Origin of the sequence: Alkalibacter saccharofermentans DSM 14828 (assembly GCF_900128885.1) — a bacterium.
Classification (GTDB): domain Bacteria; phylum Bacillota; class Clostridia; order Eubacteriales; family Alkalibacteraceae; genus Alkalibacter; species Alkalibacter saccharofermentans.
On sequence record NZ_FQTU01000005.1, the window covers coordinates 83,843 to 101,473 of the forward strand.

The following is a 17,631-nucleotide window of genomic DNA, read 5'->3' on the forward strand; positions in this document are numbered from 1 at the left end:
ATTAAATCGCGTCTTTAAACAGGCAGGCAATTTCATATGCATCAAGAGAAGTGCTAAAAATCGGTATGTCTTCCTCCAGTGCTTTCTTTGCAGTATTTTCATCCGGTTTAAGGTCCTCCGGCAATATGATGCAGCTCATTTCCAATAAAACTGCCACTGCCACTATGTTCATATGTGTCTGAACGGTAATCCAAGCGCATTTTTTATTTGCATGAGACATTACCCAGCTCAACAAATCTCCTATGTATACATTCTCGATGGATTTTTCAAGATCCACCCCTTCGTTTTCCAAATTGAATTTTTTGGTTTCCAACAGTTCTTTAACAGTCAACATCAATCATCCCTTTCATCCTCTTCTTTGTCTTTCATAACCGGCACTACTTTTTCGGACAGGTCATACATTAGCTTTGAAAGCTCGTTGATGGCCTCCCTAAGCACGAAGATGCAGTCAACCTCGCTTGCCTGCCCCCTTACTATGTCTTCAGCCAACGCCCTGCACCCCGGAGCTCCGCATGAGCCACAGTCGATGCCCGGCAATGTATTTTCGATCTTATCCATTGTCTCCATTTTCTTAATAGATTCCTGGATATCAGAATCAAGGGGAGTTTCAGGCATCGGAAATATCTCGCCTTCCCTGTTCAGCGATCCGGATTTGTAAGCCTTCATTATCATCTCATCGGTAATATCGTTTTCTCCGGTCTTTTTTTCCGAGAATCTGTCCATGATTCTCTTTTTTGCAATAAAAGTATTCTCGACTGTAAGACACCCTCCTACGCAACCTCCTATGCAGGCCAGGCCTTCGAAGAAATCCAGCTCTCTCAAGCGCCCGTTTTCGATTTCCTCCAAAACGCTGATTACATTATGGATTCCATCTACGTTTATTATCTGTTTATCAGAAATATAGCTGGATTCTCCACCGGTGTGGGCCCATATGAGGCCTCTGCCTGTAGAGTGTTGAAGATTTTCTTCTTCAACTTTGTCGATCCGGTCCAGTATTTCGGGATAAATCTCCGATATGGATATAGATGCATCTATGCTGGAAAGGCTGTTGTCCCAGGGTATGTAGCTGTGAATTGTAGTTGCCTTGGCTGCACAGGGGGTTATAAAGATCAAACCTATGTCTTCGTCTTTAAGTCCCTTCTCCTTCTTGAGCCTGCGGCGCACCAACCTTGCCGTAACCTCCATTGGAGATTCCAGGTGAACTAGATTTGGTATCAACTCGGGAAACCTTACCTGTATCATTCTCACTACAGCAGGACATGCAGATGATATCAGAGGCTTTTTTACGTCCTTTTCCATCAGCTCGTATTTAAGTGCCTCTCCAACTATTTCAGCTCCGTATGCAACTTCCTGAACCTCGTCAAATCCGATTTCCTTCAAGGCAGTAAGTATCCTGTTTATGCTGATTTTCTTTTTAAATTGTGCAATAGTGGTCGGAGCAGGCAAAGCTACGGTATACTTGTAGTTTTTAAGTATATCAAGTTTATCTGTGACTGCATTTTTGGCATGATAAGGGCATACCCTTATGCACTCCCCACAGTCTATGCATCTTTCCTTGATTATCGTCGCCTTTCCCTTCCTTACTCTTATTGCCTGGGTAGGACAATTTCTAAGGCAAGTGGTGCATCCCTTGCATTTGCTCTTATCCAAAACCACCGAGTGGTAGTATTCGTTATTCATTTGAATCACCATCTTCATAATTTAAATATCATTTTTATTTTGGTTCCTTCAGATATTTTTGACTCAATAAAGAATTCGTCAGCGCATTTTTTCATGTTTGGAAGGCCCATACCTGCTCCAAAACCCATCTCCCGGATTTCAGCCGTTGCCGTCGACCAGCCTTCCGTCATCGCCAGTTCAACGTTTTCAATTCCCGGCCCAAAGTCCTCAGTTGATACTACGACCTTGTCGGAGTTGACGCTTAGACACATCTTTCCACCTTTTGAGTGGATTGCAATATTCATCTCCGCCTCATAAGATGCGATAGCGATTCTCCGCACTACGGAGGTGTCCACTCCAATTTGTTGCAGAGTCCTTTTTATGCTTCTTGAAGCATCACCGGCGGCAGCAAAGTCTCTGCTTCCAACTTGGTAGTCCATTTCATAGATGCTATTCATAGAATCTATCTCCAAGTCCTTCCTTGTAAAGCTTGCCGCATGCTTCATACAAAGGCAGCCTGGTTTTCATAATCACCATGTCCAGTTCATCCGCCTCCTGAACCATCTCCACTGCAGGGGTTTTATCCCTCACGAAAACGAGATATTGGATATTTGCCATTTCTGCAGTCTTAAGAACATGAATATTCGTAAGCCCAGTCAACAGGACTACGTCCTCTTTGGCAAACCTAAGAACATCGCTCATTAGGTCGCAGCCGCAAGCTAGCGAAATTTCGTCACTGAGCTTGTCTTCTCCGCACAGAATTTCTGCATCTAAAATATTTTTAATTTCATGTATCTTCATAAGTTTCCTCCCAAATATAGGTATACCTATATTGTAACTGAGTTAAGTATTTAACACAATAGGCAAATTGGCAAGGCTTTCAACTTGCGATACTGTATGTTAGGGTGCTTTGCGTTATTCAGCTTATTTACCCAGTGCTTCCTCTGCATTGTACGAGCTTCTTACAAAGGGTGAAGACGCTACATACTTAAATCCCATATCCAGTGCAATCAGCCTGTACTCTTCGAATACGTCCGGGTGCACGAACTCTACAACTTCGTGGTGGTTTTGGGATGGTCTTAAATATTGCCCTATCGTCACAAAATCACAGCCAACATTTTTCAAATCCTCTAGAACCTTCAAGACTTGGTGTTTTTTCTCTCCAAGGCCAAGCATTATTCCCGATTTTGTATAGATTTCAGGATCCATACCCTTAACTCTCTTCAAAAGCTCAAGACTTCTTTCATACTCTGCCATGGGACGCACCTCATCATAAAGCTCCGGCACTGTTTCAAGGTTGTGATTGATTATATGAGGATTGGCCTCTACTACTGTTTTCAGATCCTCATATGATCCTTCAAAGTCCGGTATCAATACCTCTACGATGACATCCGTATCTCTTTTTTTGATTTCTTCGATAACCTTTGCAAAATGCCCTGAGCCTCCGTCAGGAAGGTCATCCCTGGTAACGGATGTTATTACCACATGTTTCATCTTCATTTCTTTTATAGCCTTGCCGATGTTGACTGGTTCCATTGGGTCCACATGCCCCGGTTCTCCTTTGGAAACATTGCAGAAGGTACAGTTTCTTGTACATATGCTGCCCAGTATCATAAAAGTTGCTCTCTTTTTACTAAAGCATTCGCCTCTGTTCGGGCAGTTCGCCTCATCGCAAACAGTATTAAGCCCCAGGTCCTTTAGCAGCTTTTCAACCTCTTCTGAATGACCTGTTTTCCTGAAGGGAATTTTTAGCCAATCCGGCTTTACTTCTCTTTTTGTATCAGACATGTTTTTCTACCTCACTTAATGTAATATCTTCAAAAGTGGCGTCAAATACTTTTTTAAAGTACTCCACCACCTGTTTTTTTGCATCCGTCATTGATATTTTTTTACCCGTGAGCATTTCTAAGGATACCGGTGTTCTGTCTGTCAATCCACAGGGATTTATCAGTTTGAAATGCTCCATATTGGTGCTCACGTTGTACGCAAAGCCATGCATGGTTACCATGTGCTTTACATGTATGCCGATTGCGGTGATCTTTTCTTTGCCTATCCATACGCCTGTATATTCCTTGTTTTCTTTATGAGCGTTTATGTTGTATTCGTTTTTTAAAAGTTGAATGAATATCTCCAGCAGATTATCAAGATAGTCTTTGGCGCTTATGTTAGCTTTTTTTAGATTGATTATAGGATAACCTACGATCTGTCCCGGGCCGTGATATGTAACATCTCCACCCCGGTTGCTTGAATGTATTCCTATCCCCATGCTCTCAAGCAATTCCTTGCCGGCTAGTATATGTTCGTCATTTCCCCTGCAGCCTAGCGTTATCACCGGCTTGTGTTCAGTAAGTATCAGGGTATCTTTAATGAGCTCGTTTTCACGAAGCTCCCTTATCTTTTTTTGCAACTCAAGGCACGGTCCATATTCTGTCAATCCTAAATCAAGTAAGTTCATCTCCATGTGGTTTGCTCCTTTATTATGTAAATTTTACCAGTCTTTGGGTAAAAAAATGGTGCGAAGGGGGGGACTTGAACCCCCACGGAATTTCTTCCACATGCCCCTCAAGCATGCGCGTCTGCCAGTTCCGCCACCCTCGCACAGTAAATCTATAATACTTAGCCTCACGGCTTTAAGGTACAAGAAATATTATAAACTCAAACTCTGGAATTGACAAGCCTATTTTAAAATAAATTACGCCACATCAAAAAAACTCCTTCTCTTAATTCCTCTAATGTGCCGTCATTCCATATAACTATATCGGCGCATCTTTCCTTCTCATCCCCCGACATCTGTGCATCCACTCTTCGGATAGCCTCCTCGAGGGAAAATTCATTTCTATCCATGATCCTTTGAAGCTGATTCTCCCTTGAAGCTCTGACTAAAACCACTACGTCCACACTGTCCATGAGGGATGCCTCTATGAGGAGGGGACAATCATATGCCACATGTCCCACTCCCATCTTTTCACATCTTGCCAGCTGGATCTTGTATAGCCTGTCCACCTCTGGATGCACTATTGAATTTAAAATCTTCCTTTTGATTTCATCTTGAAAAACCACGTCTCCCAAGACTTTGCGGTTTAATGATCCGTCTGCATTAATTACACCCCGGCCGAAATGCTCTTCTATCATCTTAAGCCCTTCCGACCCGGGTTCCACAGCTTTTCTTGCAAGTTCATCCGCATCGATTACGTCTATATTGAGATCTTCCCTGAATATTTTAGACACCGAGCTTTTGCCTGTTCCTATCCCTCCGGTAATTCCTATGATCTTCATATGGTTACTCCGCTACATGTCGCTTTCATAAAAAGCCTTGAAGGCCTTATATAACATGTAAATATCGCCTTTCGAAGAGATTTCCCACGGGGAATGCATGCTAAGTAGCCCGATTCCACAATCTATTACATCCATTCCAAAAGCTGCCGGGATGAAAGCTATCGTTCCGCCTCCGCCCATATCCACTTTTCCAAGTTCACCTACCTGCCACAATATTTTGTTTTTATTTAAAAGTCTTCTAATCTCAGCCATGAATTCTGCATGAGCATCGTTGCTGGAGCTTTTGCCCCTGACCCCTGTATACTTGGTTATGGCAACCCCTTCTCCGAGATAGACAGCATTGTATTTATCATGAGTATTTGCAAAATTAGGGTCCACGGCAGCATTGACATCTGCGGAAAGAAACTTCGAGTTTTGAAGAGATCTTCTAATTGCCATGTCCGGATTTTTATCTTCAGTGAGGCTTAATATTTCATACACAAAATTTTCGAAAAATTTCGAGCTCATGCTCGTATCTCCCACGCTTCCTATTTCTTCTTTATCCGCAAATATCGCGAATATAGACTTCTTATGATTTTCTGCGTCAAAAATCGCCTTTAGGGAAGTATACGCGCAAACCCTGTCGTCTTGACCATATCCACCTACCATGCTTCTGTCCATGCCTGCATCACGGGCTTGTCCCGCAGGCACTACTTCAAGCTCGGCAGATGTGAAATCCTCCTCTATGATGCCGTATTTTTCATGAAGCAGCAACAGGATGTTGTACTTGAATCGTTCCTTTTCTTCCTTGTCTTCGAACGGAATGCTTCCTATTAGAAGGTTTAACATTTCACCTTCTACAGCATCACCCAATTTTTTAACCATCATGTCCTTTGATAAATGGGGGAGCAGATCGGTGATAAAAAACACCGGATCCTTTTCATCTTCTCCAATGGAGACTTTTATTGCATTCCCATCTTCTTTAATTATCGTTCCGTGGATTGCCAGTGGCGTTGTTATCCATTGATACTTCTTGATTCCACCGTAATAATGGGTCTTGAAAAAACTGAGTTTGCCGTCTTCGTATAAGGGAGATTGTTTCAAATCAAGCCTAGGTGCATCAATATGGGACCCAACCATCAAGAATCCTTTTTCCGGATTCACTCTTCCCATTTTGAACATCACTACCTGTTTGCCCTTGTATAGCGAATATACTTTATCTCCAGGCTTTAATGTCAGCTTGTTATCAATATAATGGTCTATGGATTTAAACCCTTCTTTTTCCGCCAGAGCCGTTATATGCTCTGCAGCCTCTCTTTCCGTCTTGCTCTTATCTAAAAAGAGCTTATAACCGTCACAGAACATAAACGCATCGTCTTTTTCGCCCTTCAACATATCCCAGACGTTTAGGCTCTGCCTTTTAAGTTTTAATTTATCTGTTTCCATAATCCGCCCCCTAATCGACTATTTCAATATTGTCCAACTGTTGTTTGAAATTTTTTCTGAAATTTTCAAGATATTCTTCCCTCAATTGCTTTTGCTCCTTGGCTTCTTCTTCCGTAAGCCCTGATGCCTTTTTTTTGCTTGCCAGCTCGTTGATTCTTTTTATTTTATCTTCGCTTAACATATCGTTCCTCCGAAATATTTTATCTTAATATTATACCATATTGGAGTTTTTTTTAAATAACAACCTTATTTACGCACAAAAACCAAGCACCCTTTCCTTGAGGCTTGGTTTAAATCAACCTTGACTATCCTTTTATCAACCTTCAAATTCGGATTCAACTAACGCGCACAAAGCATTTAGTGCTTCTTCCTCGTCCGAACCGCTGGCTTCGATTATTATCTCTGTTCCTTTGTCAACCCCTAAAACCATAACACCCATTATACTCTTCGCACTGACTGTGGCAGTGTCTTTTTTTATATAAATATCACTTTTGAATCTGTTGGCTAGCTCAACAAACTTAGACGCCGGCCTTGCATGAAGACCTAGCTTGTTGGTAACCACCACGCTTTTGCAAACCATTACACCACCCCTTTGGAAATATGTCGCTTTTAACGCTATCTTAATTATACATGTTATTTAAATTTTATCAAATATTTATTGAAAATTTAATATCGATATTTCAATTTTATCGTACTGTGGTATAATATAAACATGAATTTGGAGGTGAACAGCAATGAAAATCACAAAAGATATGGATATCATGTCCGCGGTTAACAATTTTCCGGAAACCGTTGACGTTTTTCAAAGATTTGGAATGCATTGCTTCGGGTGCATGGCTGCAAGATTTGAAAACATCGAGCAAGGTGCCGCAGCACACGGAATCGATGTAGATGTATTGCTAGAAGCTTTAAACGAAGTTGCAAAGTAAGCTTTAATCTCAACAAAAATAAAGTACACCCAGGTATTAGCTGCAAGCTAGTAACTGAGGTGTACTTTTTTATAAGTTATATCTTATACCTATATATCTCCAGGCAATAACTTGTTTAGAACTATGCCTAAAAATGCGGCTATGGCCAGTCCTGAAACTGACAGTGTCCCACCTATGAAGATGTTGTCAATTGCAATTCCCGCAACCAATATCAATGACGCGATTATAAGGTTCCTGCTGTGGGCAAAATCAAGTTTTGCTTCAACCATGGTCCTTACGCCAACGCTTGCGATCATTCCGAAAAGAATTATGCTGACTCCACCCATGACCGCAGTTGGTATCGAGTTGATCAAAGCTCCAAACTTTCCAATCATGCTTAGTATCACGGCAAATACAGCTGCAATTCTTAAAACCGACGGATCGTATACCTTAGTTACAGCCAATACTCCCGTATTCTCACTGTAAGTAGTATTTGCAGGTCCTCCTAGAATTCCCGCAACAATCGTTGCAAGTCCATCACCGAGCATGGTCTTATGAACTCCCGGATCCTTAAAGAAATCCTTGCCTACAACCGATCCGTTTGTGACTATATCCCCAAAGTGCTCTATGAATATTACCATTGCTATAGGAGCTATTGCTGTAATCCCCGCCATGTTGAACTCCGGCATCGTCGTTATGCTCTGCCATGAGCCTTGGGACATTCCAAACCATCCCGCCTGGGATATATTGCTGAAATCTACGACTCCCATCAGGCTTGCTGCAATATAGCCTACGATTACTGATATAAGTATGGGCACTAGCTTGAAGAACCCCTTTGCAAAAATCGATACCGCTATCATTGTTAGTATTACTATAGAAGCAATTAGTATGGAAAGGGGATCTACCGTGCCTGTTTGCGTGGCTGCGTCGTAGGAATATCCCGCCATACTGAGGGCTACCGGACTTAATCTAAGCCCGATAACAATGATGACCGGTCCGGTAACGATTGGTGGGAAAAAGGATCTAACCTTGTCCGCCCCTGCAACTTGAATTATCAGTGACATGATTATATAAACTATTCCTGCTCCAATGACTCCACCCTTGACAGCCCCAATTCCGTATTGGGACAATGTCATTGCCAGAGCACCTATAAATGCAAAACTAGAACCTAAAAATACCGGCACCTTTCTTCCTGTAATATAATGAAAAATCAAAGTCCCCAACCCTGCGCTCAAGAGGGCTACTGAAGTATCCAGCCCTGTAAGAATAGGCACTAGGACTGTAGCGCCAAACATTGCTAAAAGGTGCTGAAAACCTAAAACTGCTTTTTTGCCTCTGCTGATAGTATTCATTCTTCTCCTCCTTCAAATTTGGTCAATATGACCACGTCTTTTCCATCTTGCTCCTTAAGCAAGACATGAATCATTTCTTCCCGGGAAGTAGGTACGTTTTTGCCGGTATAATCGGGTCTTATGGGGAGCTCCCTATGACCTCTGTCAACTATTACCGCAAGCTGTATTTTTTGTGGCCTTCCTGCATCCATTACCGCGTTTATTGCTGCTCTGCATGTTCTGCCGGTATAAATAACATCATCCACCAATACTACGTTTTTGTCCTTTACCTCCAGATCGATGCGGCTTCTTAATATGCCGTTTTCCTCCTTGGCTCTGTCGTCCCTGTACTCGGTGATATCCACCGATCCAAGCTCAACCTTGGAGCTTTCAAAGGATTCTATGTTGGCAGCAATTCTCTTTGCTATTGGCATTCCTCTTGTTTTTATGCCTAAGATGACGAGATCCTTTGTTCCTTTATTCTTCTCCACGATCTCATGGGATATTCGGGTTATCGCCCTGTTTAAAGCGCTTGAATCCATAATTTCAATAATGTTCGACATGTATCTCACCTCTTTCGGCGCAAAAAAAATCTTTCTACGGCATGGTAAAAAGATTCGCGCAAACAAAATATGCATCACCTTGCCAGCCTCACAGGACCAAATTAAAGGTAAATTCCTTAATATAGTTTACATTAAAAATTAAAGCCTGTAAAGATATATCGTCATCCTACACCATTGTATTTATAACATCCAGCATATCATCCGCAGTTGTCACTGATTTTGCATTTACTTGGTATACCCTCTGTGTGACTATCATTTCCGCCATGGTTTTCCCATGTTCACATTCGAGCCCTCAAGCATTCTTTGCCTAATCGATTAAAAAAGCTTCGTCTTCTGAAGAGTTGTACAAAGGCAAGCAGTGTACGGACAGCATTTTATGCTTCTATGCTTTTCTCGCTTCTTCCCGCAGCAAGTAGCTCTTACACTCTTTTAGCTTATCTTCATACATTCTGCTGTCCGCTTTTTTTATCAAATCATCGATGCTACCCGCTCTTGAATATATCGAATATCCAACTGATGCCCCCAAGGAATATGTCTTGTTACCAAGTTCGATTCCTTTACCAAAGGATTTTTTGATCTTATCCGCCTTGTCCATTACTTGATTTTCATTCTCAACTCCTCCCAGAAGCATGATGAATTCATCTCCTCCTATTCTTGCCAGTATATCCCCGTTGCCTATAAAACCCAACATTCTCTGTGCAGCCTTGATCAATACTTGATCGCCTTTGTTGTGGCCGTAGGTGTCGTTTATGATTTTAAAATCATTTAGGTCTATGTAAATCGCCCCAAAGTCTGTCCCATATTCGTTGAAATCGTCTATGAATGTCACAGCATTTCGGAAAAAATGTCTTCTGTTCGGCAGGTTTGTCAACGCGTCGAAATTGGCCGCATTATAAAGCTCATCAGCTAGCATCTTGTACCTTCTGTTATTTTCCAAGAGTTCTTGCTCTATCTGTTTTCTTGCAGTTATATCGTGATACGTGGCAACAATACCTAAAAAACCCTTCATTTTATCTTCAGCTACGGATGCAGATACGACCGTGTGCACTTTTGTTCCGTCTTTTTTTATTAGAACAAATTCTCTTCCCGATACGCTCTTTTTCTTAAGCAGCCTTTTTATCTGAGCATTAATATACCTTCTGCTGTTTTCGTCCAGCAGATCTAAGACGTTTTTCCCCACCAGCTCATTTTTTGCATAATCCAACAGAGCGCAGGTGGAATTATTGCATCTTACGATTTTGCCTTCCCTGTCCATGAGTATCACCGGATCCATGATGGTGTCTAAAATGACGTCAGAGGCCGCCACTGATGAAGTTTCTAGTATATTATATCTTTTAATGCTTATCCAAATACCGTATATAAAAACCACGAGCCCGATATTTGCTATTGGCGGAAAATAGTCATTTATCATAGGCATGAGCAGATCTGTTGTCCCTCCAATTAAAAGCACTATGATATCAGAGAACAATATCGCATGTGACTGTTTTTTTTGATTGTAGTACTCAGCCTTGTTTCCCCAGCTCCAGAGAACAAATAAGCCCACGCCCAAATAAGATGTTATATAGAGCAGATATGCCCAAAACAATGTATTCTCAGGCTTATTTATATAAGTCCATCCAAATCCGCTTGTGCTTTGAATCAGGTCCACCGCAACAATGGTATTAGATGTGGCGAGACTCACGATAAGAAGACCTACAGGAATCAGATACAGAACCATCCATTGCCAAATCTTTGTAATCTTTTTGTCATTTCCCGTCTGTATCATGAAGAGCACGAAAACGAAAACCGGAAATGCTATACCCCCAAACACTCCGATTCTATGCCAAAACCACGCGCTTTCTTTCGTAGGCGCAGTATAAAAAAATGAGTAGGCAAATGCCCATAATCCCAAGCTCCCACACACGAGTACAGCATAAACTTTTAGTATTTTACTTTTATTTTCATTTATTGAATATATTATTAAAAACAGAAAACATACAAAACATCCAAATGACAACAGTGATAGTATATTCAAACAGATTCCTCCCAACATCGTGAAACACCTTTGTATATTTTATCACATTTTTTATCAATTTGCTAAAAATATCAAAAAGGAAAATTCGGATTGCAAATAATTACAATCCGAATTTTCCTTTTTGAGAAGTATATGGTATTTAGTATTAGCAGCTGCGGGTTACTACTAGATCTGCTCCTGTACCGTTGATGTTTTTTATTATAACGTCTCCCCTTTTGCAAGGAGATTTTAGATGAACGCTGTTTATAGTGCTCATAACATCAAATATCTGTGCTTTTGGAACCCCTGCAGTGGTTTTGACAGAAGTTATAGGCTCCTTGCCTCCGGCCACTGCCACTGTAGATGTGATGACCCTTCTCGGATCGGTCATTTCAGTCTTTCCGTACACTACGCCTCGGGGACACTTTTGCCCTGTCACGATGATTTCGTCTTTTGTCTTTTCGACCAACAAGCTGCATCCTTTTGGACATACTACGCATGTATATTTTTTGATTTCACCCATTTTATGCACCCTCCACTTCAAATACGACTTCTTCAATATCAATTCCCTTTAGCTTGGACTTGCTTAGATTTATGCTTGCCATTTCTCCAGGAATTAATCTGTCATATTTTTTACTGGCTATCTCCACGCCACCGGCTGTCACTTTTATCTTACTGTTGTCGTATACTTTATTTACCCTAAGGTACATCTTTACGATTTTATCCTCGTCTGCAAGACCCAGCTTTTGTGGAACCACATATGTCACCCCATTTTGCCCTTTGGTGGTTATGGATTTTTGTTCTGATACTGTATTTTTAATGAATTTTGCGGCACCTATCGCTGCGATTTCCGCTTCTTCAGATACATAATCCACAAGATCGTGTACGTGAAGCACGTTTCCGCAAGCGAATATTCCTTTTTTGGAAGTCTCTCTAGTATCGGATACGACCGGTCCTTTTGTTATTTTGTCGATTTCTATATTGCATACGTTTGAAAGCTCGTTTTCTGGTATCAATCCTACCGATAGCAAAAGGGTATCACAAGATATATACTCTTGGGTTCCTTCAATTATCTGAAGGTTTTCGTCCACTTTTGCAACAGTTATTCCTTCTAACCTTTTATCCCCGTGCACCGAAACGACAGTATGGCTTAACCTAAGCGGTATGTCGTAATCGTCCAAACACTGGACTATGTTCCTTGTAAGGCCATTGGAGTAAGGCATAAGCTCCAGCACGCATTTGACTTTGGCCCCTTCCAAAGTCATTCGCCTCGCCATGATAAGCCCTATATCTCCTGAACCAAGTATTACCACTTCTTTGCCCGGCATATAACCTTCCAGGTTAATGAATCTCTGGGCTGTGCCGGCTGTAAATACCCCCGACGGCCTTGCCCCTGCTATATTTATTGCACCCCTTGTTCTTTCTCTACACCCCATCGCCAGTATAAGACTCTTTGCTTTGATAACCTGGAATCCATCCTTTTCGTTCAAAGTATGGACTTCACGATCCTCTGTCACTTTCAGCACCATCGTTTCGGTTTTTACTTTTATAGTCGTGTCTTTCAGTCTTTCTATATATTTTTCACTGTATTCAGGACCAGTCAGCTCTTCCTTGAACTTGTGAAGACCGAAACCATTGTGTATGCACTGGTTTAAAATCCCACCCAGAACGTAATCTCTTTCAATTATCAAGATATCCTTGACACCTTCATCGTATGCTTTCAAAGCCGCAGCTAGCCCCGCCGGGCCCCCGCCGACTACTATAAGTTCATAGACCATTTTTTATTACCCCTTTCTGCTTTTTGGGTTTTACCCGATAATATATAAGAGCCTTTTTCACTTTTGTTTATCTCCGTCATCTCCAAGCCCAGCTCTCTGCACATTATATCCATAACTTTCGGAGTACAAAATCCTCCTTGACATCTTCCCATAGTTGCCCTTGCCCTTCTCTTTATGGCATCTATCGATTTAATAGGTATCGATCTTTGAATAACATCCAATATTTCTCCCTCTGATATGCTTTCGCATCTGCACACTATTTTTCCGAAGCTCCCATCCTGGGCTATCAGTTCGTTGATTTCTTCATTGGTCATATGGTCCATCCTTATATATGGCGTACGATATGATATATGATTTTTCTTTTCAGAAAGCTCCAGCCCCGATCGATCCAAAATTTCCATCACTTCCAAGGCGATAGCCGGGGATGATGTAAGCCCTGGAGAATCGATTCCAACAAGATTTACGAAGCCTTTTTTTGTCTCTTCTATTATAAAATCGTATTGCTCCATTGAAGATCTCAGTCCGGCAAATTGTGTTATGACTTTGCCCATATCAATTTTAGGTACCGATTTTTTAGCATTATCTGATACTTCTTTCAAGCCTTCCTTGGTGGTGAACATGTCTTCCTTGTCGTATACATGCTTTGCATTGGGACCTATCATGAGGTTTCCGTGGTATGTAGGGGTTACCAATGTCCCTTTGGAACCTTCCTTGGGCGTTTGGAAAAGCACTGATTTTACCAATCCCCCTATATCCTTGTCAAACAGCAGGTATTCTCCCTTTCTCGGAGTGATGTTGTAGTCATCCATGCCTGACATCTTTGCTATCTCATCGCTGAAAAGTCCTGCGCTGTTTATAACGTATTTAGTTCTGATTTTTTTGTCGTTGCTTTTAATTATGTAATGACCGTCTATTTCTTCTATCCCTGTCACAGGAGTTTCCAAAAGAAATTCTACTCCGTTATCCGCTGCGTTTTCAGCCAATGCTACCGCGAATTCAAATGGGGATATCACTCCTGAGTTTCCACAGAAAAGCGCTGAATAGACTTCTGGATTTACGTTAGGCTCGTTTGCCAAAACAAATGATTTATTGACGATAGACATGTTTTGCACGCCGTTTTCCAATCCCTTTTCATACAGCTTTAGTATTTCCTTGTGGTCTTCTTCATCGAAAGCCAATACGTAAGATCCGCATTTGTTGTATCCGAATTTAAGCTCGTTATCTAATTCTTTAAACATCTGGTTTCCCTTGACACATAGCTTTGCTTTCAAAGTTCCCGGTGTTGCATCGTATCCTCCGTGAACGATTCCGCTATTTGCTTTGCTTGTTCCATTGCTTACATCGCTGTCCTTTTCTATGACAGCTACTTTCAAATTGTACTTCGATAACTCCCTGGCTATAGCGCATCCTACAACTCCTGCTCCGATAATTGAAACGTCGTACATTTTAAACACTCCTTTTTGGTTTGTTGAAAATCAAATTTTGAATACAAAAAGACCGCAACAAACAATTACAAAGATAATTGTCTGATACGGCCTACACTTTTTCACTGGCACTAAATATTCATTTGCCTAGAGTATATCACTTGTCGATTCATACTGCAAGCTTTTTTACCAAAAATTTATTACTCTATAGAATACAAGGTCTAAAGTTTCTTCCGGAACATCTCCTAACACCTTGACCAAATAGTATTCTGAATCCGTTGCTATCCAGTAGTGGTCGAGATTTCCCGTGCTCCACAGCATGATATCAGTATCATATCTGACGATTGTCCTACCATTTACTTGCCCGTAATCTTCGATGGGTTCGTCTGATACATGAATCCTTATAAATTGCTCTTCGTTGGCATATTCGTAACTGAACATCATAAACTCTTCAGATTCTCTCTGGAAAAGAAACTTGATTTTAGGATCTATATCTTCAAAAACATGACTATTTACCGGACAGCTGTAAACCCCCAGATTAAAATCCACAGGATCTTCAGTCTCTAAAAATTCGGTATCTCCTTTTTTGTAAGCTTCAAGATATACTGCCACAGAATCTTTTTCAATGTCGTATCTGTAAAATTCGAGTTCAGCTTTTTCTTCACTCGTGTATTTTTCCATCAATTCAGGAAATATTTTTTCAACAACCTGACCATAGGACACTCCGTGGCGCTTTAGCTCTGCAAGGTTCCCACTTCTTTCCTCATAAGTGTATTCACCGTTCACGCAGCCCCAAAGCAGGGTTGATGCAACCAACAACATAATAACCAAAAGTAACTGCTTCGATTTCTTATGCAAAGCATGAGCTCCTCTCAAAAATCAGATTAATGCTATCAGCTTATATCATATATCTCTTAAAACCAAGTGATTTTAAGAAACATTACATATATTTACACCTATGATACATTTTTGATACACCCTTTTCCCCTTAAAGAACATTGGGGTAACTTTTCCTTAAAACTTCTTGCGATATCTCGTTGAAAATGCTAGTATATGATTATATAATCATATCGGAGGAGTTAATATGGAACTAGTTGATATTTTCAAGGCATTGGGAGATGAAAACAGGCTCAGGATCTTCAATTTGCTAATTCATGGAGAGCTGTGCGTATGTGAGATCGAATCTGTGCTAGGCTTGAACCAATCCAATGTATCTAGGCATTTGAATAAATTAAAAAGCACTAGGCTTATCACATCCAGAAAAGACGCCCAGTGGATTTATTACAGCGTAGATCCCGGATTTGCAGAAGAAAACGCCAATCTCATTTCGTATTTAAAAGACAAGTTTGCAAACGCAGATTTCAGTGAGGATTCAGCAAAGCTGTATGCCTATAAAAGCAGCAAGTTCACTTGTGTGGATCTTCGCAAAAACCCATCTGATGTTATGAGCAATCTAAATACAAAATAATGGAGGACTTTGCATGAAAAAAACAGTAGCATTTATATGCGTTCACAATTCCTGCCGCTCACAGATGGCAGAGGCGTTGATGAAGCACCTGGGAAGCGATGTATTTGAAGCTTATTCTGCAGGAACAGAAAAATATCCGGAGGTTAAACCCTTAGCTTTGAAGGTATTAGAAGAAGACGGAGTTGATACAAGCGAGCTCAGACCCAAACTCCTTGACGAAATCCCTTCAGATGTGGATTACCTTATAACCATGGGCTGTAATGTAGAGTGCCCTTTCATACCCTGCAGCCATAGAGAAGACTGGGGGCTTGATGATCCATCCGGTGGTCCTATTGAAGATTTCAGGAATACAAGGGATTTGATAAAAGCAAAGGTACTAGAGCTGATTGAAAATGAAAGATAATCTGTTGCGGTAGTTGGTTGGCTATAAAAAACAAGTGAGCAGTGAAGGCGGGCATTGGGGCCCGCCTCTGCCCACTTATTTTTTTACTATCTCTACACCATTTATAATTGCCATTAGTCCTTCTTTGACCATAGGCTTGACTATGTCTATTATTTCATCGATTTTTTCCGGCGAGTCTATAACCTCTATCAGAATCGGCAAGTCTCCGGACAGCACGTCTATGGCCTTTTTGTGCTTGATATTATGAGCCCCAAAGCCCTCCACTCCTCTAATGGTTGTTGCTCCAGCCATTCCGTTTTCCTTTAACTTTTTGATTATGGCATGGTACAAAGCTTCATGTTTATACATTTCAGATTCTCCTATGAAAATCTTTAAAAGCCTTCCGTTTGCATGAGTCATTGGATCTCCCCCTAATTAATTATTTATATAAATCGAACCAACCCTTCTTTTTAAACCATATGAACATAAAAATTCCAATAAGAGCCATCAACAACAATACTATGTAGTAGGCATATGGATGGTTGAGCTCAGGCATATTTCTAAAATTCATTCCATATACTCCTGCAATGAATGTTACAGGTATAAAAATGGTGGTTATAATGGTAAGCAAGGTCATTACACGATTCATTCTGTTTGAGTTGATGGATAGGAAACTGTCTCTGATGTCAGACGTTATCTCCCTGTTTGCCTCCAAGGTTTCAGACAATCTCAGCAGGTGATCGTGGATGTCCTCAAAATACATCTCGTTGCTGGAAAAACGTCTCAAATGAGGAGAGTTTAAAATTCTGTAAACAAGATCCCTCATAGAATTAACAATCCGCAGCAACTTTAAAATATCGCCCCTTATGCCAAATAGCCTTTCAATGCCACTCTTGTTCAGGCTCTCCTTATCCACATCGTCAAATTCTTTGAGGCCATCTTCCAGTTTGTAAATAGCCGGAAAATACATGTCCACTATTTTATCCATAAGCAGATATGTCACATATATATTCCCTTCCTCCCACAGCTCAACCTCGCTTGAATAAAGTTCCTTTTTAACTTCTTCAACTTCACGAAGAAGAGGCTCTCTATGAAATGAGACTATGTAGTCTTGACCAATAAATAGATTTACCTCTATGGGACTTAAGCTTTCAGGATTGATGGTGTGGAGCACGAAGAAGGTGTAGCCATCGTAAAAATCCACCTTGGGTCTTTGAAGCCAATGAAAGCAATCCTCCACAGACAGGTGATGAAAACCAAAATAGCTGGTCAATTTACCTGACTCTTCTTCACTTGGATCATCAAAATCCGCCCAAAACCATTTTATTTTATCCCTATTCAGATTTTCTATATCTCCGTAAACTTCCATCAGCTCGTTTTCATATGTAAACGCGGTAATCTTAATCACCTTTATCCCCCACTCG

Annotated in this window: 23 protein-coding genes and 1 tRNA gene; 3 read left to right on the forward strand and 21 right to left on the reverse strand. The window is 41.0% G+C overall.

The features are described from left to right. Position 1: 1 nt before the first annotated feature. From BUB93_RS04940 to BUB93_RS04990, 11 genes are all read right to left on the reverse strand, one after another. Positions 2-334, reverse strand: a complete 333-nt coding sequence (locus tag BUB93_RS04940; RefSeq protein ID WP_143159061.1) for a DRTGG domain-containing protein — start codon at positions 332-334, stop codon at positions 2-4. Further along, positions 334-1,680 carry a [Fe-Fe] hydrogenase large subunit C-terminal domain-containing protein gene (locus BUB93_RS04945; RefSeq protein ID WP_073269976.1) on the reverse strand — a complete coding sequence of 449 codons (1,347 nt, stop codon included), beginning with the start codon at positions 1,678-1,680 and terminating at the stop codon, positions 334-336. Before BUB93_RS04945 ends, BUB93_RS04940 begins: the two co-directional genes overlap by 1 nt. Before the next feature lie 14 nt (positions 1,681-1,694). Then, positions 1,695-2,117: an ATP-binding protein gene (locus BUB93_RS04950; protein WP_073269977.1), complete on the reverse strand. Its 423-nt coding sequence runs from the start codon at positions 2,115-2,117 to the stop codon at positions 1,695-1,697. Beyond that, positions 2,110-2,460: a hypothetical protein gene (locus tag BUB93_RS04955; RefSeq protein WP_073269978.1), complete on the reverse strand. Its 351-nt coding sequence runs from the start codon at positions 2,458-2,460 to the stop codon at positions 2,110-2,112. Before BUB93_RS04955 ends, BUB93_RS04950 begins: the two co-directional genes overlap by 8 nt. Before the next feature lie 123 nt (positions 2,461-2,583). Further along, positions 2,584-3,447: a lipoyl synthase gene (gene lipA, locus BUB93_RS04960; RefSeq protein ID WP_073269979.1), complete on the reverse strand. Its 864-nt coding sequence runs from the start codon at positions 3,445-3,447 to the stop codon at positions 2,584-2,586. Then, entirely contained in the window at positions 3,440-4,120 is a 681-nt protein-coding gene (gene lipB / locus BUB93_RS04965) for a lipoyl(octanoyl) transferase LipB (RefSeq protein WP_073269980.1), read from the reverse strand. Before lipB ends, lipA begins: the two co-directional genes overlap by 8 nt. Before the next feature lie 50 nt (positions 4,121-4,170). Then, positions 4,171-4,257, reverse strand: a tRNA-Leu gene (locus BUB93_RS04970). Between the two features lie 84 nt (positions 4,258-4,341). Continuing rightward, the gene (gene coaE, locus BUB93_RS04975; RefSeq protein WP_073269981.1) at positions 4,342-4,935 is read right to left on the reverse strand and encodes a dephospho-CoA kinase; all 594 of its coding nucleotides are present in this window, start codon (positions 4,933-4,935) and stop codon (positions 4,342-4,344) included. Between the two features lie 12 nt (positions 4,936-4,947). Further along, positions 4,948-6,360 carry an aminopeptidase gene (locus BUB93_RS04980; protein WP_073269982.1) on the reverse strand — a complete coding sequence of 471 codons (1,413 nt, stop codon included), beginning with the start codon at positions 6,358-6,360 and terminating at the stop codon, positions 4,948-4,950. 10 nt (positions 6,361-6,370) lie between these two features. Next, the gene (locus tag BUB93_RS04985; RefSeq protein WP_073269983.1) at positions 6,371-6,541 is read right to left on the reverse strand and encodes a DUF896 domain-containing protein; all 171 of its coding nucleotides are present in this window, start codon (positions 6,539-6,541) and stop codon (positions 6,371-6,373) included. A gap of 135 nt (positions 6,542-6,676) precedes the next feature. After that, positions 6,677-6,940, reverse strand: coding sequence for an HPr family phosphocarrier protein (locus BUB93_RS04990; protein WP_073269984.1), 264 nt, complete (start codon positions 6,938-6,940; stop codon positions 6,677-6,679). Between the two features lie 154 nt (positions 6,941-7,094). On the opposite strand from BUB93_RS04990, the gene BUB93_RS04995 reads away from it, so the two are divergent. After that, a complete protein-coding gene (locus tag BUB93_RS04995; RefSeq protein WP_073269985.1) occupies positions 7,095-7,289 on the forward strand; it encodes a DUF1858 domain-containing protein in 195 nt (64 codons plus the stop codon). 89 nt (positions 7,290-7,378) lie between these two features. Here the strand turns inward: BUB93_RS04995 and BUB93_RS05000 are convergent, their stop codons facing one another. The 8 genes from BUB93_RS05000 to BUB93_RS05035 form a co-directional block, all read right to left on the reverse strand. Further along, positions 7,379-8,620 (reverse strand): uracil-xanthine permease family protein, encoded by a 1,242-nt coding sequence (locus BUB93_RS05000; RefSeq protein ID WP_073269986.1) that lies wholly within the window; start codon positions 8,618-8,620, stop codon positions 7,379-7,381. Continuing rightward, positions 8,617-9,162, reverse strand: a complete 546-nt coding sequence (pyrR, locus tag BUB93_RS05005; protein ID WP_073269987.1) for a bifunctional pyr operon transcriptional regulator/uracil phosphoribosyltransferase PyrR — start codon at positions 9,160-9,162, stop codon at positions 8,617-8,619. The genes BUB93_RS05000 and pyrR overlap by 4 nt, the downstream gene beginning before the upstream one ends. Before the next feature lie 166 nt (positions 9,163-9,328). After that, positions 9,329-9,427 (reverse strand): flagellar basal body rod C-terminal domain-containing protein, encoded by a 99-nt coding sequence (locus BUB93_RS11555; protein WP_073269988.1) that lies wholly within the window; start codon positions 9,425-9,427, stop codon positions 9,329-9,331. A 117-nt stretch (positions 9,428-9,544) separates the two neighbouring features. Further along, positions 9,545-11,176 (reverse strand): diguanylate cyclase domain-containing protein, encoded by a 1,632-nt coding sequence (locus BUB93_RS05015; protein ID WP_073269989.1) that lies wholly within the window; start codon positions 11,174-11,176, stop codon positions 9,545-9,547. Positions 11,177-11,321: 145 nt separating this feature from the next. After that, positions 11,322-11,678 (reverse strand): DUF1667 domain-containing protein, encoded by a 357-nt coding sequence (locus BUB93_RS05020; RefSeq protein WP_143159062.1) that lies wholly within the window; start codon positions 11,676-11,678, stop codon positions 11,322-11,324. Between the two features lies 1 nt (position 11,679). Continuing rightward, on the reverse strand, positions 11,680-12,933 hold the full coding sequence (locus BUB93_RS05025; protein ID WP_073269990.1) for an NAD(P)/FAD-dependent oxidoreductase: 1,254 nt from the start codon (positions 12,931-12,933) through the stop codon (positions 11,680-11,682). Further along, positions 12,915-14,378 (reverse strand): NAD(P)/FAD-dependent oxidoreductase, encoded by a 1,464-nt coding sequence (locus BUB93_RS05030; RefSeq protein WP_073269991.1) that lies wholly within the window; start codon positions 14,376-14,378, stop codon positions 12,915-12,917. The genes BUB93_RS05025 and BUB93_RS05030 overlap by 19 nt, the downstream gene beginning before the upstream one ends. A gap of 165 nt (positions 14,379-14,543) precedes the next feature. Next, positions 14,544-15,215, reverse strand: coding sequence for a hypothetical protein (locus BUB93_RS05035; protein WP_073269992.1), 672 nt, complete (start codon positions 15,213-15,215; stop codon positions 14,544-14,546). 226 nt (positions 15,216-15,441) lie between these two features. Between BUB93_RS05035 and BUB93_RS05040 the strand changes: the two genes are divergently transcribed. Together BUB93_RS05040 and BUB93_RS05045 are read left to right on the forward strand one after the other, a co-directional pair. After that, complete coding sequence (locus tag BUB93_RS05040) at positions 15,442-15,825, forward strand: ArsR/SmtB family transcription factor (RefSeq protein WP_073269993.1); 384 nt, start codon at positions 15,442-15,444, stop codon at positions 15,823-15,825. Between the two features lie 13 nt (positions 15,826-15,838). Next, on the forward strand, positions 15,839-16,228 hold the full coding sequence (locus tag BUB93_RS05045) for an arsenate reductase ArsC (RefSeq protein WP_073269994.1): 390 nt from the start codon (positions 15,839-15,841) through the stop codon (positions 16,226-16,228). Positions 16,229-16,303: 75 nt separating this feature from the next. Here BUB93_RS05045 and BUB93_RS05050 read toward each other — a convergent pair whose 3' ends face one another. After that, a complete protein-coding gene (locus BUB93_RS05050) occupies positions 16,304-16,627 on the reverse strand; it encodes a DUF190 domain-containing protein (protein WP_073269995.1) in 324 nt (107 codons plus the stop codon). 19 nt (positions 16,628-16,646) lie between these two features. Continuing rightward, complete coding sequence (gene corA / locus BUB93_RS05055; RefSeq protein WP_073269996.1) at positions 16,647-17,615, reverse strand: magnesium/cobalt transporter CorA; 969 nt, start codon at positions 17,613-17,615, stop codon at positions 16,647-16,649. Positions 17,616-17,631: the final 16 nt, after the last annotated feature.

What these genes read in the sequence shown, in the direction of transcription:
- coaE (WP_073269981.1), bottom strand. Translation starts at nt 4,935, where the DNA reads ATGAAGATCATAGGAATTACCGGAGGGATAGGAACAGGCAAAAGCTCG.
- BUB93_RS04955 (WP_073269978.1), bottom strand. Translation starts at nt 2,460, where the DNA reads ATGAAGATACATGAAATTAAAAATATTTTAGATGCAGAAATTCTGTGC.
- BUB93_RS05045 (WP_073269994.1), top strand. Translation starts at nt 15,839, where the DNA reads ATGAAAAAAACAGTAGCATTTATATGCGTTCACAATTCCTGCCGCTCA.
- BUB93_RS04950 (WP_073269977.1), bottom strand. Translation starts at nt 2,117, where the DNA reads ATGAATAGCATCTATGAAATGGACTACCAAGTTGGAAGCAGAGACTTT.
- pyrR (WP_073269987.1), bottom strand. Translation starts at nt 9,162, where the DNA reads ATGTCGAACATTATTGAAATTATGGATTCAAGCGCTTTAAACAGGGCG.
- BUB93_RS04980 (WP_073269982.1), bottom strand. Translation starts at nt 6,360, where the DNA reads ATGGAAACAGATAAATTAAAACTTAAAAGGCAGAGCCTAAACGTCTGG.
- BUB93_RS05020 (WP_143159062.1), bottom strand. Translation starts at nt 11,678, where the DNA reads ATGGGTGAAATCAAAAAATATACATGCGTAGTATGTCCAAAAGGATGC.
- BUB93_RS05050 (WP_073269995.1), bottom strand. Translation starts at nt 16,627, where the DNA reads ATGACTCATGCAAACGGAAGGCTTTTAAAGATTTTCATAGGAGAATCT.
- BUB93_RS05030 (WP_073269991.1), bottom strand. Translation starts at nt 14,378, where the DNA reads ATGTACGACGTTTCAATTATCGGAGCAGGAGTTGTAGGATGCGCTATA.
- BUB93_RS04985 (WP_073269983.1), bottom strand. Translation starts at nt 6,541, where the DNA reads ATGTTAAGCGAAGATAAAATAAAAAGAATCAACGAGCTGGCAAGCAAA.
- BUB93_RS11555 (WP_073269988.1), bottom strand. Translation starts at nt 9,427, where the DNA reads ATGGCGGAAATGATAGTCACACAGAGGGTATACCAAGTAAATGCAAAA.
- BUB93_RS04940 (WP_143159061.1), bottom strand. Translation starts at nt 334, where the DNA reads ATGTTGACTGTTAAAGAACTGTTGGAAACCAAAAAATTCAATTTGGAA.
- BUB93_RS05025 (WP_073269990.1), bottom strand. Translation starts at nt 12,933, where the DNA reads ATGGTCTATGAACTTATAGTAGTCGGCGGGGGCCCGGCGGGGCTAGCT.
- BUB93_RS05000 (WP_073269986.1), bottom strand. Translation starts at nt 8,620, where the DNA reads ATGAATACTATCAGCAGAGGCAAAAAAGCAGTTTTAGGTTTTCAGCAC.
- BUB93_RS04995 (WP_073269985.1), top strand. Translation starts at nt 7,095, where the DNA reads ATGAAAATCACAAAAGATATGGATATCATGTCCGCGGTTAACAATTTT.
- lipA (WP_073269979.1), bottom strand. Translation starts at nt 3,447, where the DNA reads ATGTCTGATACAAAAAGAGAAGTAAAGCCGGATTGGCTAAAAATTCCC.
- BUB93_RS05040 (WP_073269993.1), top strand. Translation starts at nt 15,442, where the DNA reads ATGGAACTAGTTGATATTTTCAAGGCATTGGGAGATGAAAACAGGCTC.
- BUB93_RS04990 (WP_073269984.1), bottom strand. Translation starts at nt 6,940, where the DNA reads ATGGTTTGCAAAAGCGTGGTGGTTACCAACAAGCTAGGTCTTCATGCA.
- lipB (WP_073269980.1), bottom strand. Translation starts at nt 4,120, where the DNA reads ATGGAGATGAACTTACTTGATTTAGGATTGACAGAATATGGACCGTGC.
- BUB93_RS04945 (WP_073269976.1), bottom strand. Translation starts at nt 1,680, where the DNA reads ATGAATAACGAATACTACCACTCGGTGGTTTTGGATAAGAGCAAATGC.